Origin of the sequence: Streptomyces sp. NBC_00038 (assembly GCF_026343635.1) — a bacterium.
Taxonomy (GTDB): domain Bacteria; phylum Actinomycetota; class Actinomycetes; order Streptomycetales; family Streptomycetaceae; genus Streptomyces.
Genome location: NZ_JAPELQ010000001.1, coordinates 40,323 through 57,090, shown reverse-complemented (window position 1 = coordinate 57,090; position 16,768 = coordinate 40,323). Strand labels below are relative to the sequence as shown.

The window sequence follows — 16,768 nt, the reverse complement described above, 5'->3', positions numbered from 1 at the left end:
GGGCGGAGGCCAGCAGCTCATCGCGGTCGGCTTCGCGGAACCAGCGCGCGGTCATGCGGGAGGCTACGTGCTCTCGACTCTCACCGCATTGAGAGGAATTGCGCGGCCTGGCCAGTCGCTACCTGGGTCCCGGCCCGTCGTCTCCCGTCTGGCGGCTGTCTGCCGGGCGCGTGGCTGGCGGGTGTATGCGGATCACCGCGTACGTCTCGCCGTCCCTGGGCGGTCGCGTCCAGGAACGGGTGGTGAATGTGTGCAACCGCCCGTTCACGATGGCATGACGCGGCAGAGACGCACCGAACTCCCCGGCCACTGCCTCCAGCAGCGACCGTTCCACCTCGGCCCCGTCCTCCAGCTCACCGAAGAACCGGCTCGGATCCAGCCCCGGCGGTACCTCCCCGCTCTGCCGGATCTCGCCGTCCGCGTACGTGAATGCGCACTGCTCGACACCGTCTCGCGCCACCGAAAGGTGGAAGAACGGTTCCCCGTGCCACGTCCTCAGCCCGCTCCACACCACCACCGCGCGTGTGCCCGCGCTCGCGGCAGAGGCAGGGGAGAGGAAGCGCTGCTGGTTGAACGGGGCGGGATCGCCGTCAAAGGCGAAGCTCCAGCCGGGGCCGGCCCGGCCGACTGCCATGAGAGCCCTGTCGTCGTAGGACGAGGACTCCCTTTGGCTGTGCGACGAACTGCGGCGCGCCTCCCAGAAGTTCATGGGTTCGTTCAGCACGGTGCTGCCCCCGTCTCCGAGACGTCCGGGCAGCTCCTCCGGCTCCGCGTCTTCCACGAGGACGAACCGGTAGGACGTGCGGTTGTTGCCCGGGTCCGGCTCCGCGAGCCACGCCAGGTTGCCGGGATCGAGCCCGGCCGTCGGCCTCGGTGACTCGTTGGCCTGCCCGCCCCTTGGAGTGGACAACAGCTCGCGGCCCCGCTCCGGGGTCAGCAGCGGCCCGAGCACGGGGTCGGCCAACCACCCCAGCGGCGCCAGGTGGTCAGGTCCCAGCGGTTCCCACAGGGGTAGAGCGTCGATCAGTGTCCGCCATGCCCCGTCGGTGTCTCCCCACCGCGCAAGCTCCCGCGCCCGCTCGACCGCTTCCCCGAACGGTCCGTGCGCCGTGTACCGGTACGTGCCGCTCCTCACCTGATCCAGCGTCGCGTACGCCAGTGACACCAAGTCGTCGGCGGCGCCCCGCAGATGGAACTTCAGCGTGGAGTCGTCCCGGTACGAGTGCGCCGCGTGCTCGGCGACCAGCGGTGGCAGCAGCTCCGGCGCATACTGCGGGTCCGTCACCAGGCCGTCGAAATACACCATGTAGGTCTCTCCGAGCAGACGGCGTATCTGGTCACCCAGCCCGGCGGCCCGCGCTCTGCCGTACCCCTTTGCCTCGTCCAGCGACTTGGCGGCCCGCTCCCAGCCGCCGCGCAGCGCCTCCAGCCGGGCCTCCTCCACCAGCGCGTCGAGCTTTCGCGTCGTGTCGTTGGCGAACACCGGCTCCCCGTCGCCCCGGTGCGCCTGCAGGCTGTGGAACTCCCGGTACATGTCCCGCATGAACTCCAGGAAGTTCGCGTGCCGTTCGGGCGGTGCGGCTCGCCAGCTCGACCACGTGTACACGGCCCACTCACCGTCCTCGTCCACGTCTTCGGGATCCATGAGGACGTGGGTGATGTCGGACTCGACGTCGAGCTGCAGCGCGCGACGCCAGAGGTCCGCCTCCCGCCGCTCCTCGGGCTCGGCGTCTTCTTGCAGGTCCTCCTCGAAAATGTCCGCGAGGCCTGACTCGTTGTTGTGCCAGTGCGCGTCCTCGGTCCCCGCCAGCAGCCACACGAACCCGCCCGCGTGCCGCCACCCGTCGCTGACTTTGACGAACTCCCGGTACGACGGGGGCATCCGCCGGCCGAGGCGCTCCTCCATGGCTGCGATTCGCTCCTCCGACGCGGGCGGGAACCCCAGCCAGCGCGTCCGTCGCGCGGTCTCGTCGTCCTCGCCCCGCGTCTCGCCGTCCGACAGGGAATCCGCCCATTCCCCGCTCCACCTGAGCAGGAAGGACCGCCAGTCGAATGCAGTGGTGTCCGTCATGCACCCGATGCTGCCACCCACCACTGACAGCGCACCGTTGCTTGGTGCGGCCAACGGGGGCCTCGCGTAAGCGACCGAACCGGCCGACTGGGTCAGCGTGCTCGCGCCATCTTGATCACCGGCACGACCATGCGTCTCGTTCCGGCACCCCGCGGTAGCACGTCCGCGACTTCGCCGCCCTCATGCACGAGCATCTAGGCGACGGACTTCCGAGCTGGATCGAGCAGGCTCGCCGTGACGATCTGCCGCACCTGCACCAGTTCGTCGACGGCATCGAGCGCGACAAGGAGGCAGTCATCGCCGGGCTCTGCAGCCACTGGAGTTCCGGCCAGGGCGAGGGCCAAGTCACCAGAGCCAAGCTCCTCAAGCGCACCGGCTTCGGCCGCGCAAAGCTCGATCTCCTCCGCATCAGAATCCTCCTCAGAAACTGATGGTCCAACAGCCGCGATGACTGCCCCGGTCAGTAAGGGCCATGGCAGAGACTGCCGATCAGTCACCGACGAACCATACGTACCTATGGGACCCTTCCTCCGCTGTCCGGCACATGGCGCGCACCCGATCGACCCAGGGGCCGCTACGCTCCGCGGGCAGTTGATCCAGCTCCTCCAGCAGCATGGGTCTCTGCCAGCTGTTGAAGACGGTGTCCGCGTATGGGCACAGCCCGGCGAGCATGGGGAACTGCGCTCGGTCGATGTCCACAAGCGCCTCGTCCCAGGGCACACCGGCAGAATGCGCCAGGATGCTCCCGACCTCATCCCGAACCTGCAAGTCGATCACCGAAATACGCTACCGCTCCATCAACCCGTTCACCGGGTCTGGCGCTGGACACCAAGCCGGTTGCGGGCTTGTTTCAGCGCTGTCAGTGGGGCAGGGCATGATCCGGTAGATGCGTTACACCACGTGGACTTCAGATCGCATGTTCGTCTCCTACGGGCAGTACTACCTGCAGGGCGACGACTTTCTTACCGAGTACGACGACACCGACACGGTCGGGCGGATCTTCGCGGGAAACAGTCTCGCAGCCGGAGGCCCAGAACACCTCACGGTGATGGCGGGCACGCACACCGGCTGGATACGGCTGACCACCCGGCACTGCGCGGATGAACCACCTCTGCCTACGCAGGAGTGGGAGACCGCAGTGGACGTGAGCATCTGCAGCACGACTGGCATCCTGCGACTGTTCCGATGGGGCGGGGATGTCGAAGAGGATGCCGGGAACTTCGCCACGGCCGGGGCGGGCTGGTACCGCGTCCGCGTTCAGGTACGCGGACGCGACGAAGGCCATGCACACGAAGGCGACGACCCTGTCGAAGAGCACCTTGTCAGCGTCTGGCCGGCACCGCCGCAAGCCGACACCGTCCATCGCGCAAACGACACCTTCGCCCGCACCCACTACGACCCCACCCGGCCGCCCGGCCAACCCATTCACCCTTGACCACGTTCACTGGTACGCCGTGGAGCGACTGAAGGTGTACGCCGACGAGAACTCTCCCAGCTGGAACGAGCTCAATCGGACGGTGTGACCGGGGACCACATGCCGAACCACTGCTGGGCGCCGTAGGCCTCGAAGCGCTATACCTCGATGAACCGCAGCTTCTCCGCGAGGTGCATCGAGCGGACGTTGGCGGTCTGGGTGGCGAGCACCACTGGTTCGCCGGGAAGCGCGTCGGTGAACCATTCGAGGGCTGCTGCGCACGCCTCGGCGGCGTACCCGTAGCCCCACGCTTCCGGTAGGAACAGGTAGCCGAGCTCGGCCCTCCCGGCAGCCTGACTGAGGTGCCCTGTTTCTCTGTAGAGCGTGATCTGGCCGATCATCGCTCCGTCGAGATCGACTATGAACCGGCCGGGGCGCCGGCTGGGCGCTTCGGGCATCGCGCGCTCGAGCTCATCACGCGGTCGAGGGCCACCGAGGTAGGTGCCCACCTCGGGCGAGGCCAGCAGCTCGATGATTGCCTTACGGTCCCGGGCCTCGGGCTCGCGGAGCACGAGCCGCTCGGTCCTGATCGGGGCAGGTGGCCAGGCAACAGGTCCGAGGTCAGTCATGCCGGACAACCTAACCAGCCCGTTCGGCAGCGATCAAGATTGGCGGACCGCTCCACCCACCGGCCTGCGGCCCCACTCTCGCCAGCGGGACCGGGCCTCTACAAGGCACGCCTGTCATGGCCGCAGGCCGAAGGACCGTGTCATCAAGCTATCCGCCCATCTCACCGGACATCCCGGATACTCGGGGCCGCACAGCACGCGTCACCCGCGCTCCCCAAGACGCTGAGCCGCTTGGCTTCACCAATGAGTTGTGGCCCACCCAACGAGTTTTGGCCCCACCTTCAGGCCGCTCTGCCGTCTCCCTCGCGCTGGTCTGACGTGAGAGTCTTGGCCGCTGGAGAAGGGGTGGCGACATGGCGGAGACGGCAGACCAAGGTGACCGGGCGGTCCTGGAGACGCTGGAGCGGGGCCAGGTCTGCAAGGGGGTGGTGTCGTCCATCGAGCGGTTCGGCGCGTTCGTTGACGTCGGAGGCTTCCACGGACTGGTGAACGCGGCCGAGTTGACCTGGGCTTACCACTTCGACGCGGTGTCGGACGTTGTGGAGGTCGGACAGGAGGTCACCATCGTGGTCCTGGACGTCGATATCGCGCGGGAACGGGCTTCCTTCTCACTGAAGGCGCTTTATCCGGATCCGCTTGAGGAGTTCGCCCGTGTTGAGTTCGGTCGGGTGATTGCGGGCCGCGTGGAGAGGGTCGTGCGGATCGGAGCGTTCGTCCAAGTCCACGAGAATTTCGCGGGACTGGTTCCGATCCATGAGCTCGCAGAACGCGATGCGGATGAGCCTGAAAGCGTCTTGCGGAATGGCGATGAGGTCAGGGTCGAAGTCGTCGGAATCAACCTGCATAGGCGCCGGATCCTGCTGTCTCTCCGCTCGTGATGAGGGTACGGCTCACGGTTGGGGTGATCTGTGTCAAGCCACAGGTCATCCTGTGTTTGTCGCTGCCTGCTGGACGCGGTCTCGGAGGTCGCGTTCAGGAGCGGATGGCAGTACGCCTCCGCTATGACCAGTTCCCTTTCCACCAGTCCTGCAATTGACGTGGAGGCGCTGCGGGCCTGCTCGCGCAGGGTCTTGGTGATGCCGATTCGGTTGAGCCGCTTTCCTGTCGTGCTACCGCGGCTCTTTTTCGACAACTTGGTAAGGTGCGCGGGTCGCACCGCTGGAAGAGTTGTGGCAGCGCACGAGGGGGAGGGCCAGGCGACGATGCAGGCGTCAGAGGTCTCGCGTGCGGTGGCCGCGGCCATGTCGACCGCCTCATCACTTGATCTGAGAGTCGACGACGCGATCGTTCTTCATGACTCGAACAAGCTCACTCTGCGTCTGCTGCCTTGTGACGTCGTGGCCCGGGTGGCACCCGTAGCGCATCAGGTCGCACAGTTCGAAGTCGAGCTTGCTCAGCGGCTCGCCGAATCCGGGTGCCCTGTGGCTGCTCTCGACCCTCGCGTGGAGCCACGCGTATACGAGCGTGATGGCTTCGTGGTCACGCTGTGGACCTACTACGAACCCGTGACACCTCGAGAGGTCTCACCAGCCGACTACGCCAATGCGCTCGAGCGGCTGCATGCCGGCATGCGCAAGCTCGATGTCCCGACGCCGCAATTCACGGATCGAGTCGAGCAGGCTCAACAGCTCGTGGCCAACCGCGACCACACTCCGGCGCTCGCCGACGCGGACCGGGCACTGCTCGGCGACACGCTGCGAAACCTGAGACGAGTGATCGGCGAGCGCGGCGGCGCCGAGCAGTTGCTGCACGGCGAGCCGCACCCGGGCAACGTGCTCGCCACGAAGAACGGGCTGCTGTTCATAGACTTTGAGACGTGTTGCCGTGGGCCCGTCGAATTCGACCTTGCCCATGCGCCCGAAGAAGTCACCGAGCACTACCCGGGTGTCGATCAAGACTTGCTGCGGGAGTGCCGGACCCTCGTGCTGGCGATGATCACAACGTGGCGCTGGGATCGAGACGACCAACTCCCCAACGGGCGCCGGCTGGGCACAGAGTGGCTCAGCCAGATCCGAGCAGCGCTCGATCGAAACAGCCTTGATACCCATGGCTGATCGCGGACCTTCGAGGTCGTAGCCGGCCTGGCTGTTGATGTCGACCGGCAAAGGCCAGGATCACGTGCAGCGCATCCGAGCGGGATGCGCTGATGTCGATGTCGATGACGGCGACGGAACCCTTCTCAGGCACTAGAAGGGAGCCCATTCTCGCGGGCGAGGCCGGCTTGCCAATCCTGGTCCCGTGCGCGCGGGCGGGCGTTGGGGCGGATGCCGTCTCGGCCGACCGGGCTCCGCCAGTTCCTCGTGCAGCAACCGCGGGGTGTCGCGGTCGAGCAGTACCGAGTTGCTGCCGACTGCATCCGGCTGATGTCGGCCGGCGTGTCACATCTGGCCGGCTTCGTGCTTAAGGAGGTGAAGCGGCGCGGAGGGACCGCGCCCCGGTCACAGAGCGGTGGTGTGGGTATGGATCCCGTGACGGCGGTGGTCGTCGCAGCGGCCGGCAGCGTGCTGCGCCTCGGATACCGATGGCTCAAGTTCCGTGCGCAGGCCCGGCACGCGGAACTTGACCAGCAGGGTCTCTTGGAGCGGACGCGGTCGCTGCCGCCCGGCAGCCGCCTCATCGAGAGGACCGCGTACCACGACGTCGACATGTTGGTGGGCAGCTTGCCTGCCGCCGACGGACCGACGGAGGGCTGTCCGACGTGAGTACCGAGCAACCCGCTGTGTCCGCGGCCGTCGGTGGCCCATCCCCTGTGCAAGAGGGACCGGGCGTCTTCAAGCGAGAGGATTTCGATTCCTTCTACCGGAGCGAAATGAGTGCGGTGACGGTGTTCCTGATGCACCAGGGCGCCTCTGTCTACGAAGCTGCCGACGCCGCGCACGAAGCCATGGCCAAACTCCTGCCCGACCTGTGGCAGACGCTGGAGCATCCCCGGACCTGGCTGCGGGTCACGGCGCAGCGCTGCTACTGGCGCCAGAACAACGTGCGCGCCTCGCCCGCCGATCCGGTGCCTGACCGGCCGGGCAGCACGTGCCCCCTCACCGAGGCGGTCTTCTCGGAGTTCCAGCAGAGCGTCCTGGGCGCCTTGCGGCAACTTCCGCCGACGATGCGCACAGTGATGGCCTGGGACATTGACGGTTTCGGGTATGCAGAGATCGCCGACGAGCTCGGGCTCACTGTCGGCGCCGTACGGCAGAACATCAGCCGGGCCCGCAGGCGGTTGATCAGTCTCCTCGATCTGGACAAGGGGGACGCACATGCCTGATCGCATGTCCCGTGAAGGTGGGTTCGGCGAGGCCGAGCAACGGCTGGCTCAGGTGCTGGCCTCCAACCGGGACCAACTGCTCGTCAACGTCACCCACGCCCTCGACACCGACGCCGGCCTGGAAGCACTGGCTCCGCTGCGTCGTGAACTCTTCCAAGGGCTCAAACTCCGCCACCTGGCCGTGCCTTTGAACAGCACGGCGAACAACGCGGCGGGCCGACCGGCCAACTCTTCGGAAGCCAGTGGCCTTGAGGAGGTGAACAGGCGGCTGGTACAGGCCACGGGTTTGATGGCAGGGATCAGCACTGCCACGCCGTCCATGGCAGAGGTGCACACCCTGGCCTGCGAGGCCCGCACCACTCTTCAGCTCCTGCACGAGGGGGTGATGGAGCGAGACGTGACCCGTGACCAGGTGCGCGCCCTGTTCCGGACTCTGAAACAGCAGATCGCTCACATCAGCACGGCCATGCTGGGCCCTGATCCCCAGGCACCCAGGCATGTGGTGGAGGCGTGGCTCATCGGCATCCGCCCACTGAGCGACCTTGAGCGCACGGTCCTGAGGCTGTTCGGGGAGGTGGACGACAACGTGCCCCGGGCCTGAGGCGCAAGCAACTGCTTCTGATCGTCGGGGGGTTGGGATCGTTTTTGGGGAGCGCCTGTGCCGCTAGGGGGATCGACGGTCAGATGTGGTGCCCGTGCCAGCCGCTCGTCCCCGACCTCCTCACCCTGTCCGACGGGGCCTCCAGGAGATCTACAACGCTGAGGACCGTTGCCACGCCGAGAAGGCGGTCACCGCATTCGACAAGACGTACGGGGCGAAGTGGCCCAAGGCCACGGCGAAGGTCACCGGCGAGGCCGAGGAGCTGCTGGCGTTCACGACTTCCCCGCCGAGCACTGGATCCACCTGCGCACAACAAATCCAATCGCATCAACTTTCAGTACGGTCAAGCTTCGAACCAAGGTCACCCGCGGCGCCGGCAGCCCGACCGCCGCCCTCGCGATGGTCTTCAAGCTCGTCGAGTCCGCCCAGGCCCGCTGGCGCGCGATCACCGCACCTACTCTCGTCGCCCCGGTCCGAGCCGGCGCCCGGTTCGAAAACGGCGGCCTCGTCGAGCGAGCACCGGCCGCGGCAGCCTGACGGCCCCGTCCACTCGTCGCGCTGCGCTACAGGGAGACAAGGACCAGCCAATGCCCGAACCCACCGTCCCGCGCACCGCGTTCATTCGCGCCTACAAGGAGGCCACCAACAGCCATGACATCACCCAGCTCGTCTCGCTGTTCGACCCCGAGGCCGTCTACCGGTTCTCCGACGGATCGCACCACGGCTGCGCCGCGATCCTCTCAGCCATCGCCGAGACCTTCGCCGCCATCCGCGCGCCCCTCGTACTCACCCAGGCCCAGGGCCTGCTCCATCTCGCGGTAGTCGCACTCGATGGACCAGCGGCTGGTGGCGTGCCGGACCAGCACCGCCAGTGGGGTGTCGGCGGGCAGGTCGGTGATCCAGGACCGAAAGGCCACCCCGCCGCGAATGCGTTTCCAACGGATCAGCAGCGTGCACCGGGGTAGCAGGCTGAGCCCCCGATCACCGGATCGACCACACCGAATGGGTCTGGAAAGTCAAGATGTCGGCGCTGTGTGCGTAGGGTCCGATGAGTTCTCGACGCAGACGGGGTCTACATGGTTATGACTACGCAGGTGCTCAAGACTCCCGAGGCCGACCTCGCCTACGATGTCCACGGCCCGCTGCCGGCCGCCGACAGACGCCCGCCGCTGTTCATGGTAGGCCAGCCCATGGACGCCAGCGGCTTCGGCGCCCTGGCGTCACATTTCCCCGACCGCACCGTGATCACTTACGACCCGCGTGGCCTCGGCCGCAGCATCCGCAAGGACGGCCGGGTCGACCATGCGCCCCAGATCCATGCTGCCGACGTGCACGCCGTCATCGAGGCGCTTGGCGCGGGCCCGGTCGAGATGTTCGCGAGCAGCGGCGGTGCGGTGACCGCGCTCGCCCTCGTGGCGGCGTACCCCGATGACATGACCACCCTGGTGGCGCACGAGCCGCCGCTCATTCCGGTGCTTCCCGACGCCCAGGCTGCCGAGCGCGCGCAGGCCGGCGTCCGGGATGCCTACGAGGATAGGGGCCAGGGTGCCGGCATGGCGGCCTTCATTGTGATGACGTCGTGGAGGGGCGAGTTCACCGGCGAGTACTTCGCCCAGCCCGCCCCGGATCCCGCTGTGTTCGGGATGCCGGCCGAGGATGACGGCTCCCGTGACGATCCGCTGCTCTCCGACCGGTCTTGGGCGGTCAGCAGCTACCGGCCCGACGTCGACGCGCTGACCGCGTCGCCGACCCGGGTCGTTATCGCAGTGGGCGAGGAGTCCCTGGACACCATCACCGGACGCACCTCGGTGGCCACGGCCAAGCTGCTCGGTCAGCGGGCGACGGTGTTCCCGAGCCACCACGGCGGCTTCCTCGGTGGCGAGTTCGGCTACGTCGGGCAGCCTGAGGCCTTTGCGCGCAAGCTGCGCGAGGTCCTCGACGACATCAGTTGACGATCGCCCTTCTCATGGCCACGCGGTGTGTGTCTGATTCCCCGACGTTCGGCCACATGGCGAGTCGGCGTACACCGCGTGACATACAGTGGCGTGACGATCACCCCGGTTGCTGCACGCCGCGTTGCCAGCAGCGGGTTCGGCCGCCGGCCGCGGTCATCTGCCCACAGCTGGTCGCACCCGTCCACGACGGCGCCATCATCGTCTACGGCAAGCTCATCGAGCGACCCAACGACCACTGCCGACCGTCGAGGATCTCACCGCGCTGCTGACCTCGGCGGGGGAGCGCTGACGTCGAGACAGTTACCGCTCCCGGACTGTGTAGGTCAGGTGGGTCACCCGCTGCGTCGGCTCCGCGCGGACCGGCTCCAGCGCGACCCTGGATGCGTCCACGCCGTCGAAGAGGCGGGTGCCGGAGCCGAACAGCACGGGTGAGAGCGCGATCGAGAACTCGTCGATCAGGCCGGCGTTCATGTACTCCAGGATCGTCGCGCCGCCGCCCGCGATGCGGACGTCTCGGTCGCCGGCGGCCTCGCGGGCCTGGTCGAGCGCGGTCTCGATGCCGTCGTTTGCGAAGTGGAAGGTGGTCCCACCCGGCCGCTCCCAGGGGTCACGCTTCTCGTGCGTCACGACGAAGACCGGGGTGTGGAAGGGCGCCTCCTCCGGCCATGCCGGCTCGCCGAGGTCGAACATGCGCTTGCCCATGACGCTCGCGCCGGTGCGCTCGAACGTCTCCCGCGCGATGTCGTTGTCGCGGCCCTCCTCGCCGCCCTCGCCCAGCTTCAGGTTCTCCCGGATGAACCGCAGCGGGAAGGCCCACTGCTGCAGCTCCGTCCACTGCGCCATCCAGCGCTGCACGTCCGGGTCGTCCTGCTTGTCGGCCGCGAAGAAGTCGTCAACGGCCACGGGCTCGGGCGCGATGAAGCCGTCCAGCGACATCGTCACGCTGAAGAACACCTTCCCGGCCATCAGCCCTCCGCCCCTTTCTGCGCGAGGTCGGTGACGTAGGCCGCCAGGTTGCTCAGGGTCTGCCGGCCGCCCTCGAGCGCGTGGTACTTCTCGACCGCCTCGTCGCGCAGTTCCTTTGTGGGGAACACCGTGCGCATCTCGATCCGGGTCGCTGCGCCGTCCGGCGCGAATGTGAGGACCGACTCGAAGGCGTTCGGGTCGTCGCGGGACTCACCGTGGAGCAACGCGATCCGCTCCGGCGGGGCGATCTCGGTCCAGGAGATCCACTCCTGGTAGTCCGTCCCGTCCGGCCCGTGTAGCACGAAGTCCCACACCCCGCCGACGCGGAATTCGAACGCCCGCGTGGTGGTGGTGAACCCCTCCGGACCCCACCATCGCGACAGGTGCCGCACCTCGGTGAACGCCTCGAACACCAGCTCCCGCGGGGCACTGATGACCCGGGAGATCAGGATCTCGCGGTCGGCCGTCGCTGACTGCGCCGGCGCGTCCCGTTCTGTCGCTGCCATCGGTCACTCCTCCTGACTTGCCTGCTTGAGGTCCTGCACGTACTCGTCCAGCCGGTCGAAGCTCTCGTTCCAGAACCGCTCGAACCCGCCGGCCCACTCGTGGACCGGCCGCAGCCCGCGGGCGTCCAGGCCGTACAGGCGCTGCTTGCCTGCCTTGCGATCCCGCACCAGTCCGACCTCCCGGAGCACCCGGAGGTGTTTGGACGCCCCCGGCTGGGTCATCCCCAGCTCCTGGGCCAACTCGGTCACCGGCCGCTCACCCGCCCGCAGCAGTACCAGGATCTCCCGGCGCTGCGGCTCGGCGATTGCGTTGAACACGTCCGACGTCGTCGCTGCTCGTGCCATGGGCACCATCATATTCCGATATCGGCATGCGTCAAGCCGGTTAGGAATCGGACGAATCTTGTCGGATGGCGATTGCGTAGCCTCTCCGCCGCCGAGCAACGAAGCGGTCCCACGGCAAGCCGCTTCCTGGGGCCACTTCAAGGCTCCCGATCTTCACCCGACCGTCACGAAGTGGGGCCGGCCGGAGTCGCCTTGGTGGAGCCAAAAGAAGACGCTCCGGCCAACCCCTGGCTAGGGCGTTCGCTATCGGCCCCTCCGAGGCCAGTTGAACTGGCCCCAGTGGGAGGGGCGTTCGGGGGCACTGGGGGGTGGTGGCGAGGCGGAGTGGCCCCACCTTGGCTCTTGCGGTGGAACGGTGGTTGTGGTCCGCCGAGGGTGGGTGCTGTGGATGTCCTTGTCCAAGCAGGAGTTGTTTGAACGGATCCGCCGGGACAGCTGGCAACAGCAGCTGTCGATCCGGGCCTTGTCGCGGAAGTACGGTGTACACCGGCGTCTGGTGCGGGAAGCTCTGGCCTCGCCGGTGCCGAAGCCACGCAAGCAGCCGGCGCGAACATCGCCGCGGATGGAGCCGTACAAGAAGACGGTCGACGACTGGCTCCGCGCCGACTTGGAGGCGCCGCGCAAGCAGCGGCACACCGCGAAACGGATCGGTACGCGACTGGAGGAGGAGTTCGGGGTCACGCTTCCGTACACCACGGTGCGCGACTTCGTCACCGCACGCCGTCGGGCGATCGCTGCCGAAGGCACGCCCGCCGAGAGTTTTCTGACCCGGCACAATGCGCCTGGTGCGGATGCAGAAGTGGACTTCGGGGAGGTCTGGGTCGACCTGGCCGGACAGCGGGTGAAGTGCTATCTGTTCGCGTTCCGTCTGGCCTAATCGGGCCGGGCAGTGCACCGCATCTCCCGCTCGTGCGGGCAGCAGGCGTTCTTCGAAGGGCACGTGCACGGGCTGTCCGTGCTGGGCGGCGTACCGGCCGGGCAGGTGCGCTACGACAACCTCACCCCGGCGGTGAGCAAGGTTATTTTCCGCAGCCGGCTGCGGGAGGAGAACCCGAAGTGGACTGCGCTGCACGAGTTTTGCGGGTTTAGCCCGTTTTTACTACGAGCCGGGGCTGCGGGGAGCGCATGAGAAGGGCGGAGCGGAGGGCCAGGTCGGTTACTTCCGGCGCAACTGCCTCCCCCGTTCCACGGGTGGAGACGCTGGAGGATCTCAACCAGCGGATCACTGCGTTCGAGGAGCGCGAGCTGAACCGGCGTATCGGGTCGCGGATCCGCACGATCGGCCAGGACTTTGCCCGGGAGAGTCCGCATCTGCTGCCGCTGCCACCGGACCCGTTCGAGACGGCGATGACCTTCCAGCCGAGGGTTGGACCGCTACAGCCGGATCACGGTGATGATGTGCTCGTACTCCGTCCCGGTCCGGTTCATCGACCGCAAGGTCACCGTCCACCTGACCGGCGACACCCTGGTCGTCTATGACAACCGGTGTGAGATCGCCCGCCACGCGAGGCTCGCCGACCGCGGTCTGGAGCACCTGGCCCTGGATCACTACCTGGAGGTGCTGCTGCGCAAGCCCGGCGCACTGGACCGTTCCGAGGCCCTGCACCAGGCCCGCGCCGAGGGCGCCTTCACCGCTGAGCACGAAGCGTTCTGGGCGATGGCCCAGCAACAGCTCGGCGAGATCGAGGGAACGAAGACCCTGGTCAGGATCCTGCTCTTGCACCGCCACCAGCAGCACGCAGACGTGCTTGCGGGCCGCCGTCGCGCTGGGCACCTGCAGTGACGACGTGGTCGCCCTGGAGGCCCGCAAGTCCGCCCAGTCGGCCGGCCGAGCCCCCACCGTCACTGCGGCACCGGCGCCCGCGGGCCCATCCGAGCCGCCCGGCCCGCAGCTGCCGCAGGTCAGCCACCTCACCCCGCGCCGCCTGGCCAGGCCCCTGTCTGGTCGGGGACTCCGGCACCGGCAAGTCCCACCTGCTGATCGGCCTGGGCACCGCGGCCGCCATGGCCGGCTACCGCGTCCGCTACACCGCCGCCGCCCTGGTGAACGAGCTGGTCGAAGCGGCTGACGACAAGCAGCTGGGCAAGAACATCGCCCGCTACGGACGCGTCGACCTCCTGGAGATCGACGAGCTCGGCTATCTCGAACTTGACCGTCGCGGCGCCGAGATGCTCTTCCAGGTTCTTACGGAGCGTGAGGAGCAGAACAGCATCGCGATTGCCTCCAACGAGGCGTTCACGGGCTGGAGCAAGACCTTCACCGACCCCCGTCTTTGCGCGGCGATCGTGGACCGGCTCACCTTCAACGCCAGCCTCATCGAGACCGGCACCGAGTCCTATCGCCTGGCCCGCACCAGGGCGAACAAAGCCAACGGGACCTGGTGATCGCCTGTGACCAGCAGGGACGAGGGGCCCTAAGCAGCCGTGATCGCGGCGAGCAGTCCCTCGGCCGCGTCGAAGGCGATCGCCCCGTCGAGCGGGTTGGAGTAGATGCGCGACCAGGTGATCAGCCCGTCCCGGATGCGGGCGAACATCACCATGTCGAAGGCGAACTGCTTCCCGGTGGCCAGGACGCGGCCGTGGAGGCGGTAGTCGGCGACCACGAGTTCGGGATCGGTCGTCTCGTGCACCTGGACGTGGTCCACGGCCGTGAACTTCTGCAGCTTCGCCCCTTCTTGCAGGTGGGCCCGGAAGGCGTCTCGTCCCGGCTCCTGCACGGGTGCGCTCGGCGGCAGGTAGGGCATCTCGAAGACGGCGTCCGTGGTGAATAGGTCGGCCATCCCCTCGCCGGGGCCGTCGGCTGTCAGACGGAGGAAATGCTGGAGGACTTCACGCGGTGCCGCAGTGGTCATGGGACACTCCTCTCGACATAACCGGGGCGATGACCCCGGTTGCGTGATTGAATATACGGGGCGCAGGCCCCGGTTATCAATACTCCAAACCCCCGTCCCTGGAGGGCAGTTGACCACCGAGCGACAGCGCCCCTTGCGCGCCGACGCACGCCGCAACCGGGAGCGCATCCTGCAAACGGCCCGCACAGCCTTCGCCGCCGAGGGCCTCGCGGTCCCGCTGGACGAAATCGCCCGCCGGGCCGAGGTCGGGCCGGGCACCGTCCACCGCCACTTCCCCACCAAGGAGGCGCTGTTCGAAGCGGTCGTGCGCGAGCGCCTGGAGCAGCTGACGCTCGACGCCCGCGCCACCCTGGCCGAGGCGGAGGCCGGGCCGGCGTTCTTCGCCTTCCTCGCCCGGATGACTGCCGAGGCCGATGCGAAGCAGGACCTGACCGAGGCCATCACGGCGGAGGGCGGCCCCATGGGCGTCGAGGCCGAGGAACTGGCGGCACAGCTGCGCGAGTTGTTCGGCGCGCTCGTCTCCCGCGCCCAGCAGGCCGGGGCGGTGCGCGACGACGTTGACGCAGCAGACGTGCAGGCTATCGTCGTGGCCGCGCTGACGGCCGGCCGCCGACGCGGCACGAGTGAGAGGTCCGGGAGGCTGGCAGAGGTTGTCTTCGACTGCCTGCTCCCACGCCACACCCACGCCGACGGGAATACGGCATGACGCACTCGCTCGACGCGCCGGAGATCACCGCACGCGTTGAAATCCGATCAGGCGCTCGCCGCTCCGCACCTCTGCCAGCGGTGGTCCCAGATCAAGCCGCCCACCGGGGCCACTGCACAACGCCCGATCTTCACGAATCATCCGCGAACTGGGGCCAGTTCAACTCGCCTCGGTGGGGCCGATAGCGAACGCCCTAGGTGTGTTGCCCGGGCAGGTTGGTGACGCGGCCAGCTTGGCCTTGGCGTTCCTTTCGACGTACGTCTGGTGGGCTGTTCGCTCAGGCCGAGTGCGTGGTCGCGCCGCGCGTGCGTGTCTTGGTGTACAGGGCGAACTGTGCGTCGTCGTACTGCTCCTTGAGCGTTGCGACGAGGTCTGCGACGGTCGTGCTCTGTTTGACGGCGCCGATGCCTTGGCCTGAGCCCCAGACGTCCCTCCATGCCTTCGGCTTCGCGGTGTTGCTCGTGCCGAAGTCCATGGCGGTCGGATCCGACTCGGAGAGGTTGTCCGGGTCGAGTCCGGCAGCGGAGATGCTGTCACGCAGGTAGTTGCCGTGGACGCCGGTGAACAGGTTGCTGTAGACGATGTCCTTCGCGGCGCTGTCGACGATCATCTGCTTGTATGCGGCCGAGTTGTTCGCCTCAGTGGTGGAGAGGAATGCGGAGCCTACGTACGCGAGGTCCGCGCCTGCGGCCAGCGCGGCCAAGATGGAGCGGCCGTGGGCGATTGCGCCCGACATCAGCAGTGGACCGTCGAACCATTCCCGAATTTCCTGCACAAGGGCGAACGGTGACTGCGTGCCGGCGTGGCCGCCGGCCCCGGCGGCCACCCCGATCACACCGTCGGCACCCTTTTCGATGGCCTTGTGCGCGAACTCGTTGCTGACGACGTCGTGGAGCACGACGCCTCCGTAGGAGTGCACAGCGTCGTTGATCTCCGGCCGTGCACCAAGCGACGTGATGACGATCGGCACCTGGTGCTTCACGATCACGTCCATGTCGTGCTCGAGGCGGTCGTTGGAGCGGTGCACGATCTGGTTCACCGCGAACGGGGCGACGACGGCCTGCGGGTGCGCGGCTGCGTAGGACGCGTTCTCCTCTGTGATGCGCTCGAGCCAGTCGGACAGGAGCGAGGCGGGCCGAGCATTGAGGGCCGGAAACGAGCCGATGACCCCGGCCTGGCACTGGGCCATGACCAGCTCGGGGCCGGAGGCGATGAACAGCGGCGAGCCCAAGACGGGAAGCGTGAGGGGCAGCGAGAGAACAGGGGGCAACGGCATGACGAGTCCTTCAGCGGGTTGGGGGGTCAGCCCTGTGGCGGGCGTGGCTCTCTGCGCCGGCCATCGGGTTCCGAGCGCAGGTGCAGAGCGGATTCACAACGCGGTGCATCTTGAGACAGTCCACGACTCCTGAGCGGGAGTAACTCGCCCCCGCTGACTGGCGTCCGCAAGGTTTTCGCCCCGGG

The 16,768-nt window shown here is 67.7% G+C and carries 20 protein-coding genes and 3 pseudogenes; 14 read left to right on the top strand and 9 right to left on the bottom strand.

The features are described 5' to 3' along the window. Positions 1 to 118: 118 nt before the first annotated feature. Entirely contained in the window at positions 119 to 2,071 is a 1,953-nt protein-coding gene (locus tag OG219_RS00320; RefSeq protein ID WP_266821609.1) for an SMI1/KNR4 family protein, read from the bottom strand. 182 nt (positions 2,072 to 2,253) lie between these two features. Here OG219_RS00320 and OG219_RS00315 point away from each other — a divergent pair, with 182 nt between their 5' ends. Next, positions 2,254 to 2,502, top strand: a complete 249-nt coding sequence (locus OG219_RS00315; protein ID WP_266821607.1) for a transposase — start codon at positions 2,254 to 2,256, stop codon at positions 2,500 to 2,502. A gap of 58 nt (positions 2,503 to 2,560) precedes the next feature. On the opposite strand, the gene OG219_RS00310 is transcribed toward OG219_RS00315, so the two are convergent. Continuing rightward, the gene (locus OG219_RS00310) at positions 2,561 to 2,848 is read right to left on the bottom strand and encodes a hypothetical protein (protein ID WP_266821605.1); all 288 of its coding nucleotides are present in this window, start codon (positions 2,846 to 2,848) and stop codon (positions 2,561 to 2,563) included. Positions 2,849 to 2,957: 109 nt separating this feature from the next. Here OG219_RS00310 and OG219_RS00305 point away from each other — a divergent pair, with 109 nt between their 5' ends. Further along, complete coding sequence (locus OG219_RS00305) at positions 2,958 to 3,506, top strand: hypothetical protein (RefSeq protein WP_266821603.1); 549 nt, start codon at positions 2,958 to 2,960, stop codon at positions 3,504 to 3,506. A 137-nt stretch (positions 3,507 to 3,643) separates the two neighbouring features. Here the strand turns inward: OG219_RS00305 and OG219_RS00300 are convergent, their stop codons facing one another. Beyond that, the gene (locus OG219_RS00300; protein WP_266821601.1) at positions 3,644 to 4,114 is read right to left on the bottom strand and encodes a GNAT family N-acetyltransferase; all 471 of its coding nucleotides are present in this window, start codon (positions 4,112 to 4,114) and stop codon (positions 3,644 to 3,646) included. A 353-nt stretch (positions 4,115 to 4,467) separates the two neighbouring features. Here OG219_RS00300 and OG219_RS00295 point away from each other — a divergent pair, with 353 nt between their 5' ends. From OG219_RS00295 to OG219_RS00270, 6 genes and pseudogenes are all read left to right on the top strand, one after another. Further along, positions 4,468 to 4,992, top strand: a complete 525-nt coding sequence (locus OG219_RS00295; protein WP_266821599.1) for a S1 RNA-binding domain-containing protein — start codon at positions 4,468 to 4,470, stop codon at positions 4,990 to 4,992. A gap of 324 nt (positions 4,993 to 5,316) precedes the next feature. Next, on the top strand, positions 5,317 to 6,168 hold the full coding sequence (locus OG219_RS00290) for a phosphotransferase enzyme family protein (RefSeq protein ID WP_266835952.1): 852 nt from the start codon (positions 5,317 to 5,319) through the stop codon (positions 6,166 to 6,168). A 405-nt stretch (positions 6,169 to 6,573) separates the two neighbouring features. Beyond that, on the top strand, positions 6,574 to 6,816 hold the full coding sequence (locus OG219_RS00285) for a hypothetical protein (RefSeq protein WP_266821597.1): 243 nt from the start codon (positions 6,574 to 6,576) through the stop codon (positions 6,814 to 6,816). Positions 6,817 to 6,923: 107 nt separating this feature from the next. Beyond that, a complete protein-coding gene (locus OG219_RS00280) occupies positions 6,924 to 7,376 on the top strand; it encodes an RNA polymerase sigma factor (protein ID WP_266821595.1) in 453 nt (150 codons plus the stop codon). After that, the gene (locus OG219_RS00275; RefSeq protein WP_266821593.1) at positions 7,369 to 7,977 is read left to right on the top strand and encodes a hypothetical protein; all 609 of its coding nucleotides are present in this window, start codon (positions 7,369 to 7,371) and stop codon (positions 7,975 to 7,977) included. Before OG219_RS00280 ends, OG219_RS00275 begins: the two co-directional genes overlap by 8 nt. A gap of 139 nt (positions 7,978 to 8,116) precedes the next feature. After that, positions 8,117 to 8,514: pseudogene (locus OG219_RS00270) on the top strand (transposase); the annotation flags it as partial. A gap of 225 nt (positions 8,515 to 8,739) precedes the next feature. Here OG219_RS00270 and OG219_RS00265 read toward each other — a convergent pair. Then, a pseudogene (locus tag OG219_RS00265) lies at positions 8,740 to 8,885 on the bottom strand (IS701 family transposase); the annotation flags it as partial. A gap of 174 nt (positions 8,886 to 9,059) precedes the next feature. Here OG219_RS00265 and OG219_RS00260 point away from each other — a divergent pair. Then, on the top strand, positions 9,060 to 9,929 hold the full coding sequence (locus OG219_RS00260; protein WP_266821590.1) for an alpha/beta fold hydrolase: 870 nt from the start codon (positions 9,060 to 9,062) through the stop codon (positions 9,927 to 9,929). Positions 9,930 to 10,232: 303 nt separating this feature from the next. Here OG219_RS00260 and OG219_RS00255 read toward each other — a convergent pair whose 3' ends face one another. Genes OG219_RS00255 through OG219_RS00245 form a run of 3 tightly spaced genes read right to left on the bottom strand, consistent with a single transcriptional unit; the run spans position 10,233 to position 11,749 of the window. Next, a complete protein-coding gene (locus tag OG219_RS00255; protein WP_266821587.1) occupies positions 10,233 to 10,898 on the bottom strand; it encodes a dihydrofolate reductase family protein in 666 nt (221 codons plus the stop codon). Next, the gene (locus tag OG219_RS00250; protein WP_266821585.1) at positions 10,898 to 11,404 is read right to left on the bottom strand and encodes an SRPBCC family protein; all 507 of its coding nucleotides are present in this window, start codon (positions 11,402 to 11,404) and stop codon (positions 10,898 to 10,900) included. The genes OG219_RS00255 and OG219_RS00250 overlap by 1 nt, the downstream gene beginning before the upstream one ends. A gap of 3 nt (positions 11,405 to 11,407) precedes the next feature. Then, a complete protein-coding gene (locus OG219_RS00245) occupies positions 11,408 to 11,749 on the bottom strand; it encodes a metalloregulator ArsR/SmtB family transcription factor (RefSeq protein ID WP_266821583.1) in 342 nt (113 codons plus the stop codon). Between the two features lie 394 nt (positions 11,750 to 12,143). Here OG219_RS00245 and OG219_RS00240 point away from each other — a divergent pair, with 394 nt between their 5' ends. The 4 genes and pseudogenes from OG219_RS00240 to OG219_RS00225 form a co-directional block, all read left to right on the top strand. After that, positions 12,144 to 12,626, top strand: a complete 483-nt coding sequence (locus OG219_RS00240) for a hypothetical protein (protein WP_266821581.1) — start codon at positions 12,144 to 12,146, stop codon at positions 12,624 to 12,626. A gap of 12 nt (positions 12,627 to 12,638) precedes the next feature. Next, positions 12,639 to 12,878 carry a hypothetical protein gene (locus OG219_RS00235; protein ID WP_266821579.1) on the top strand — a complete coding sequence of 80 codons (240 nt, stop codon included), beginning with the start codon at positions 12,639 to 12,641 and terminating at the stop codon, positions 12,876 to 12,878. A 237-nt stretch (positions 12,879 to 13,115) separates the two neighbouring features. Beyond that, positions 13,116 to 13,532, top strand: a complete 417-nt coding sequence (locus tag OG219_RS00230) for a hypothetical protein (RefSeq protein ID WP_266821577.1) — start codon at positions 13,116 to 13,118, stop codon at positions 13,530 to 13,532. Positions 13,533 to 13,684: 152 nt separating this feature from the next. Continuing rightward, positions 13,685 to 14,134 (top strand): annotated as a pseudogene (locus tag OG219_RS00225) (ATP-binding protein); the annotation flags it as partial. Between the two features lie 29 nt (positions 14,135 to 14,163). Here OG219_RS00225 and OG219_RS00220 read toward each other — a convergent pair. Then, positions 14,164 to 14,601, bottom strand: coding sequence for a nuclear transport factor 2 family protein (locus OG219_RS00220; RefSeq protein WP_266821574.1), 438 nt, complete (start codon positions 14,599 to 14,601; stop codon positions 14,164 to 14,166). A gap of 109 nt (positions 14,602 to 14,710) precedes the next feature. Here OG219_RS00220 and OG219_RS00215 point away from each other — a divergent pair, with 109 nt between their 5' ends. After that, positions 14,711 to 15,307, top strand: a complete 597-nt coding sequence (locus tag OG219_RS00215) for a TetR/AcrR family transcriptional regulator (RefSeq protein WP_266821572.1) — start codon at positions 14,711 to 14,713, stop codon at positions 15,305 to 15,307. A gap of 277 nt (positions 15,308 to 15,584) precedes the next feature. Here OG219_RS00215 and OG219_RS00210 read toward each other — a convergent pair whose 3' ends face one another. Next, complete coding sequence (locus OG219_RS00210) at positions 15,585 to 16,583, bottom strand: nitronate monooxygenase family protein (protein WP_266821570.1); 999 nt, start codon at positions 16,581 to 16,583, stop codon at positions 15,585 to 15,587. Positions 16,584 to 16,768: the final 185 nt, after the last annotated feature.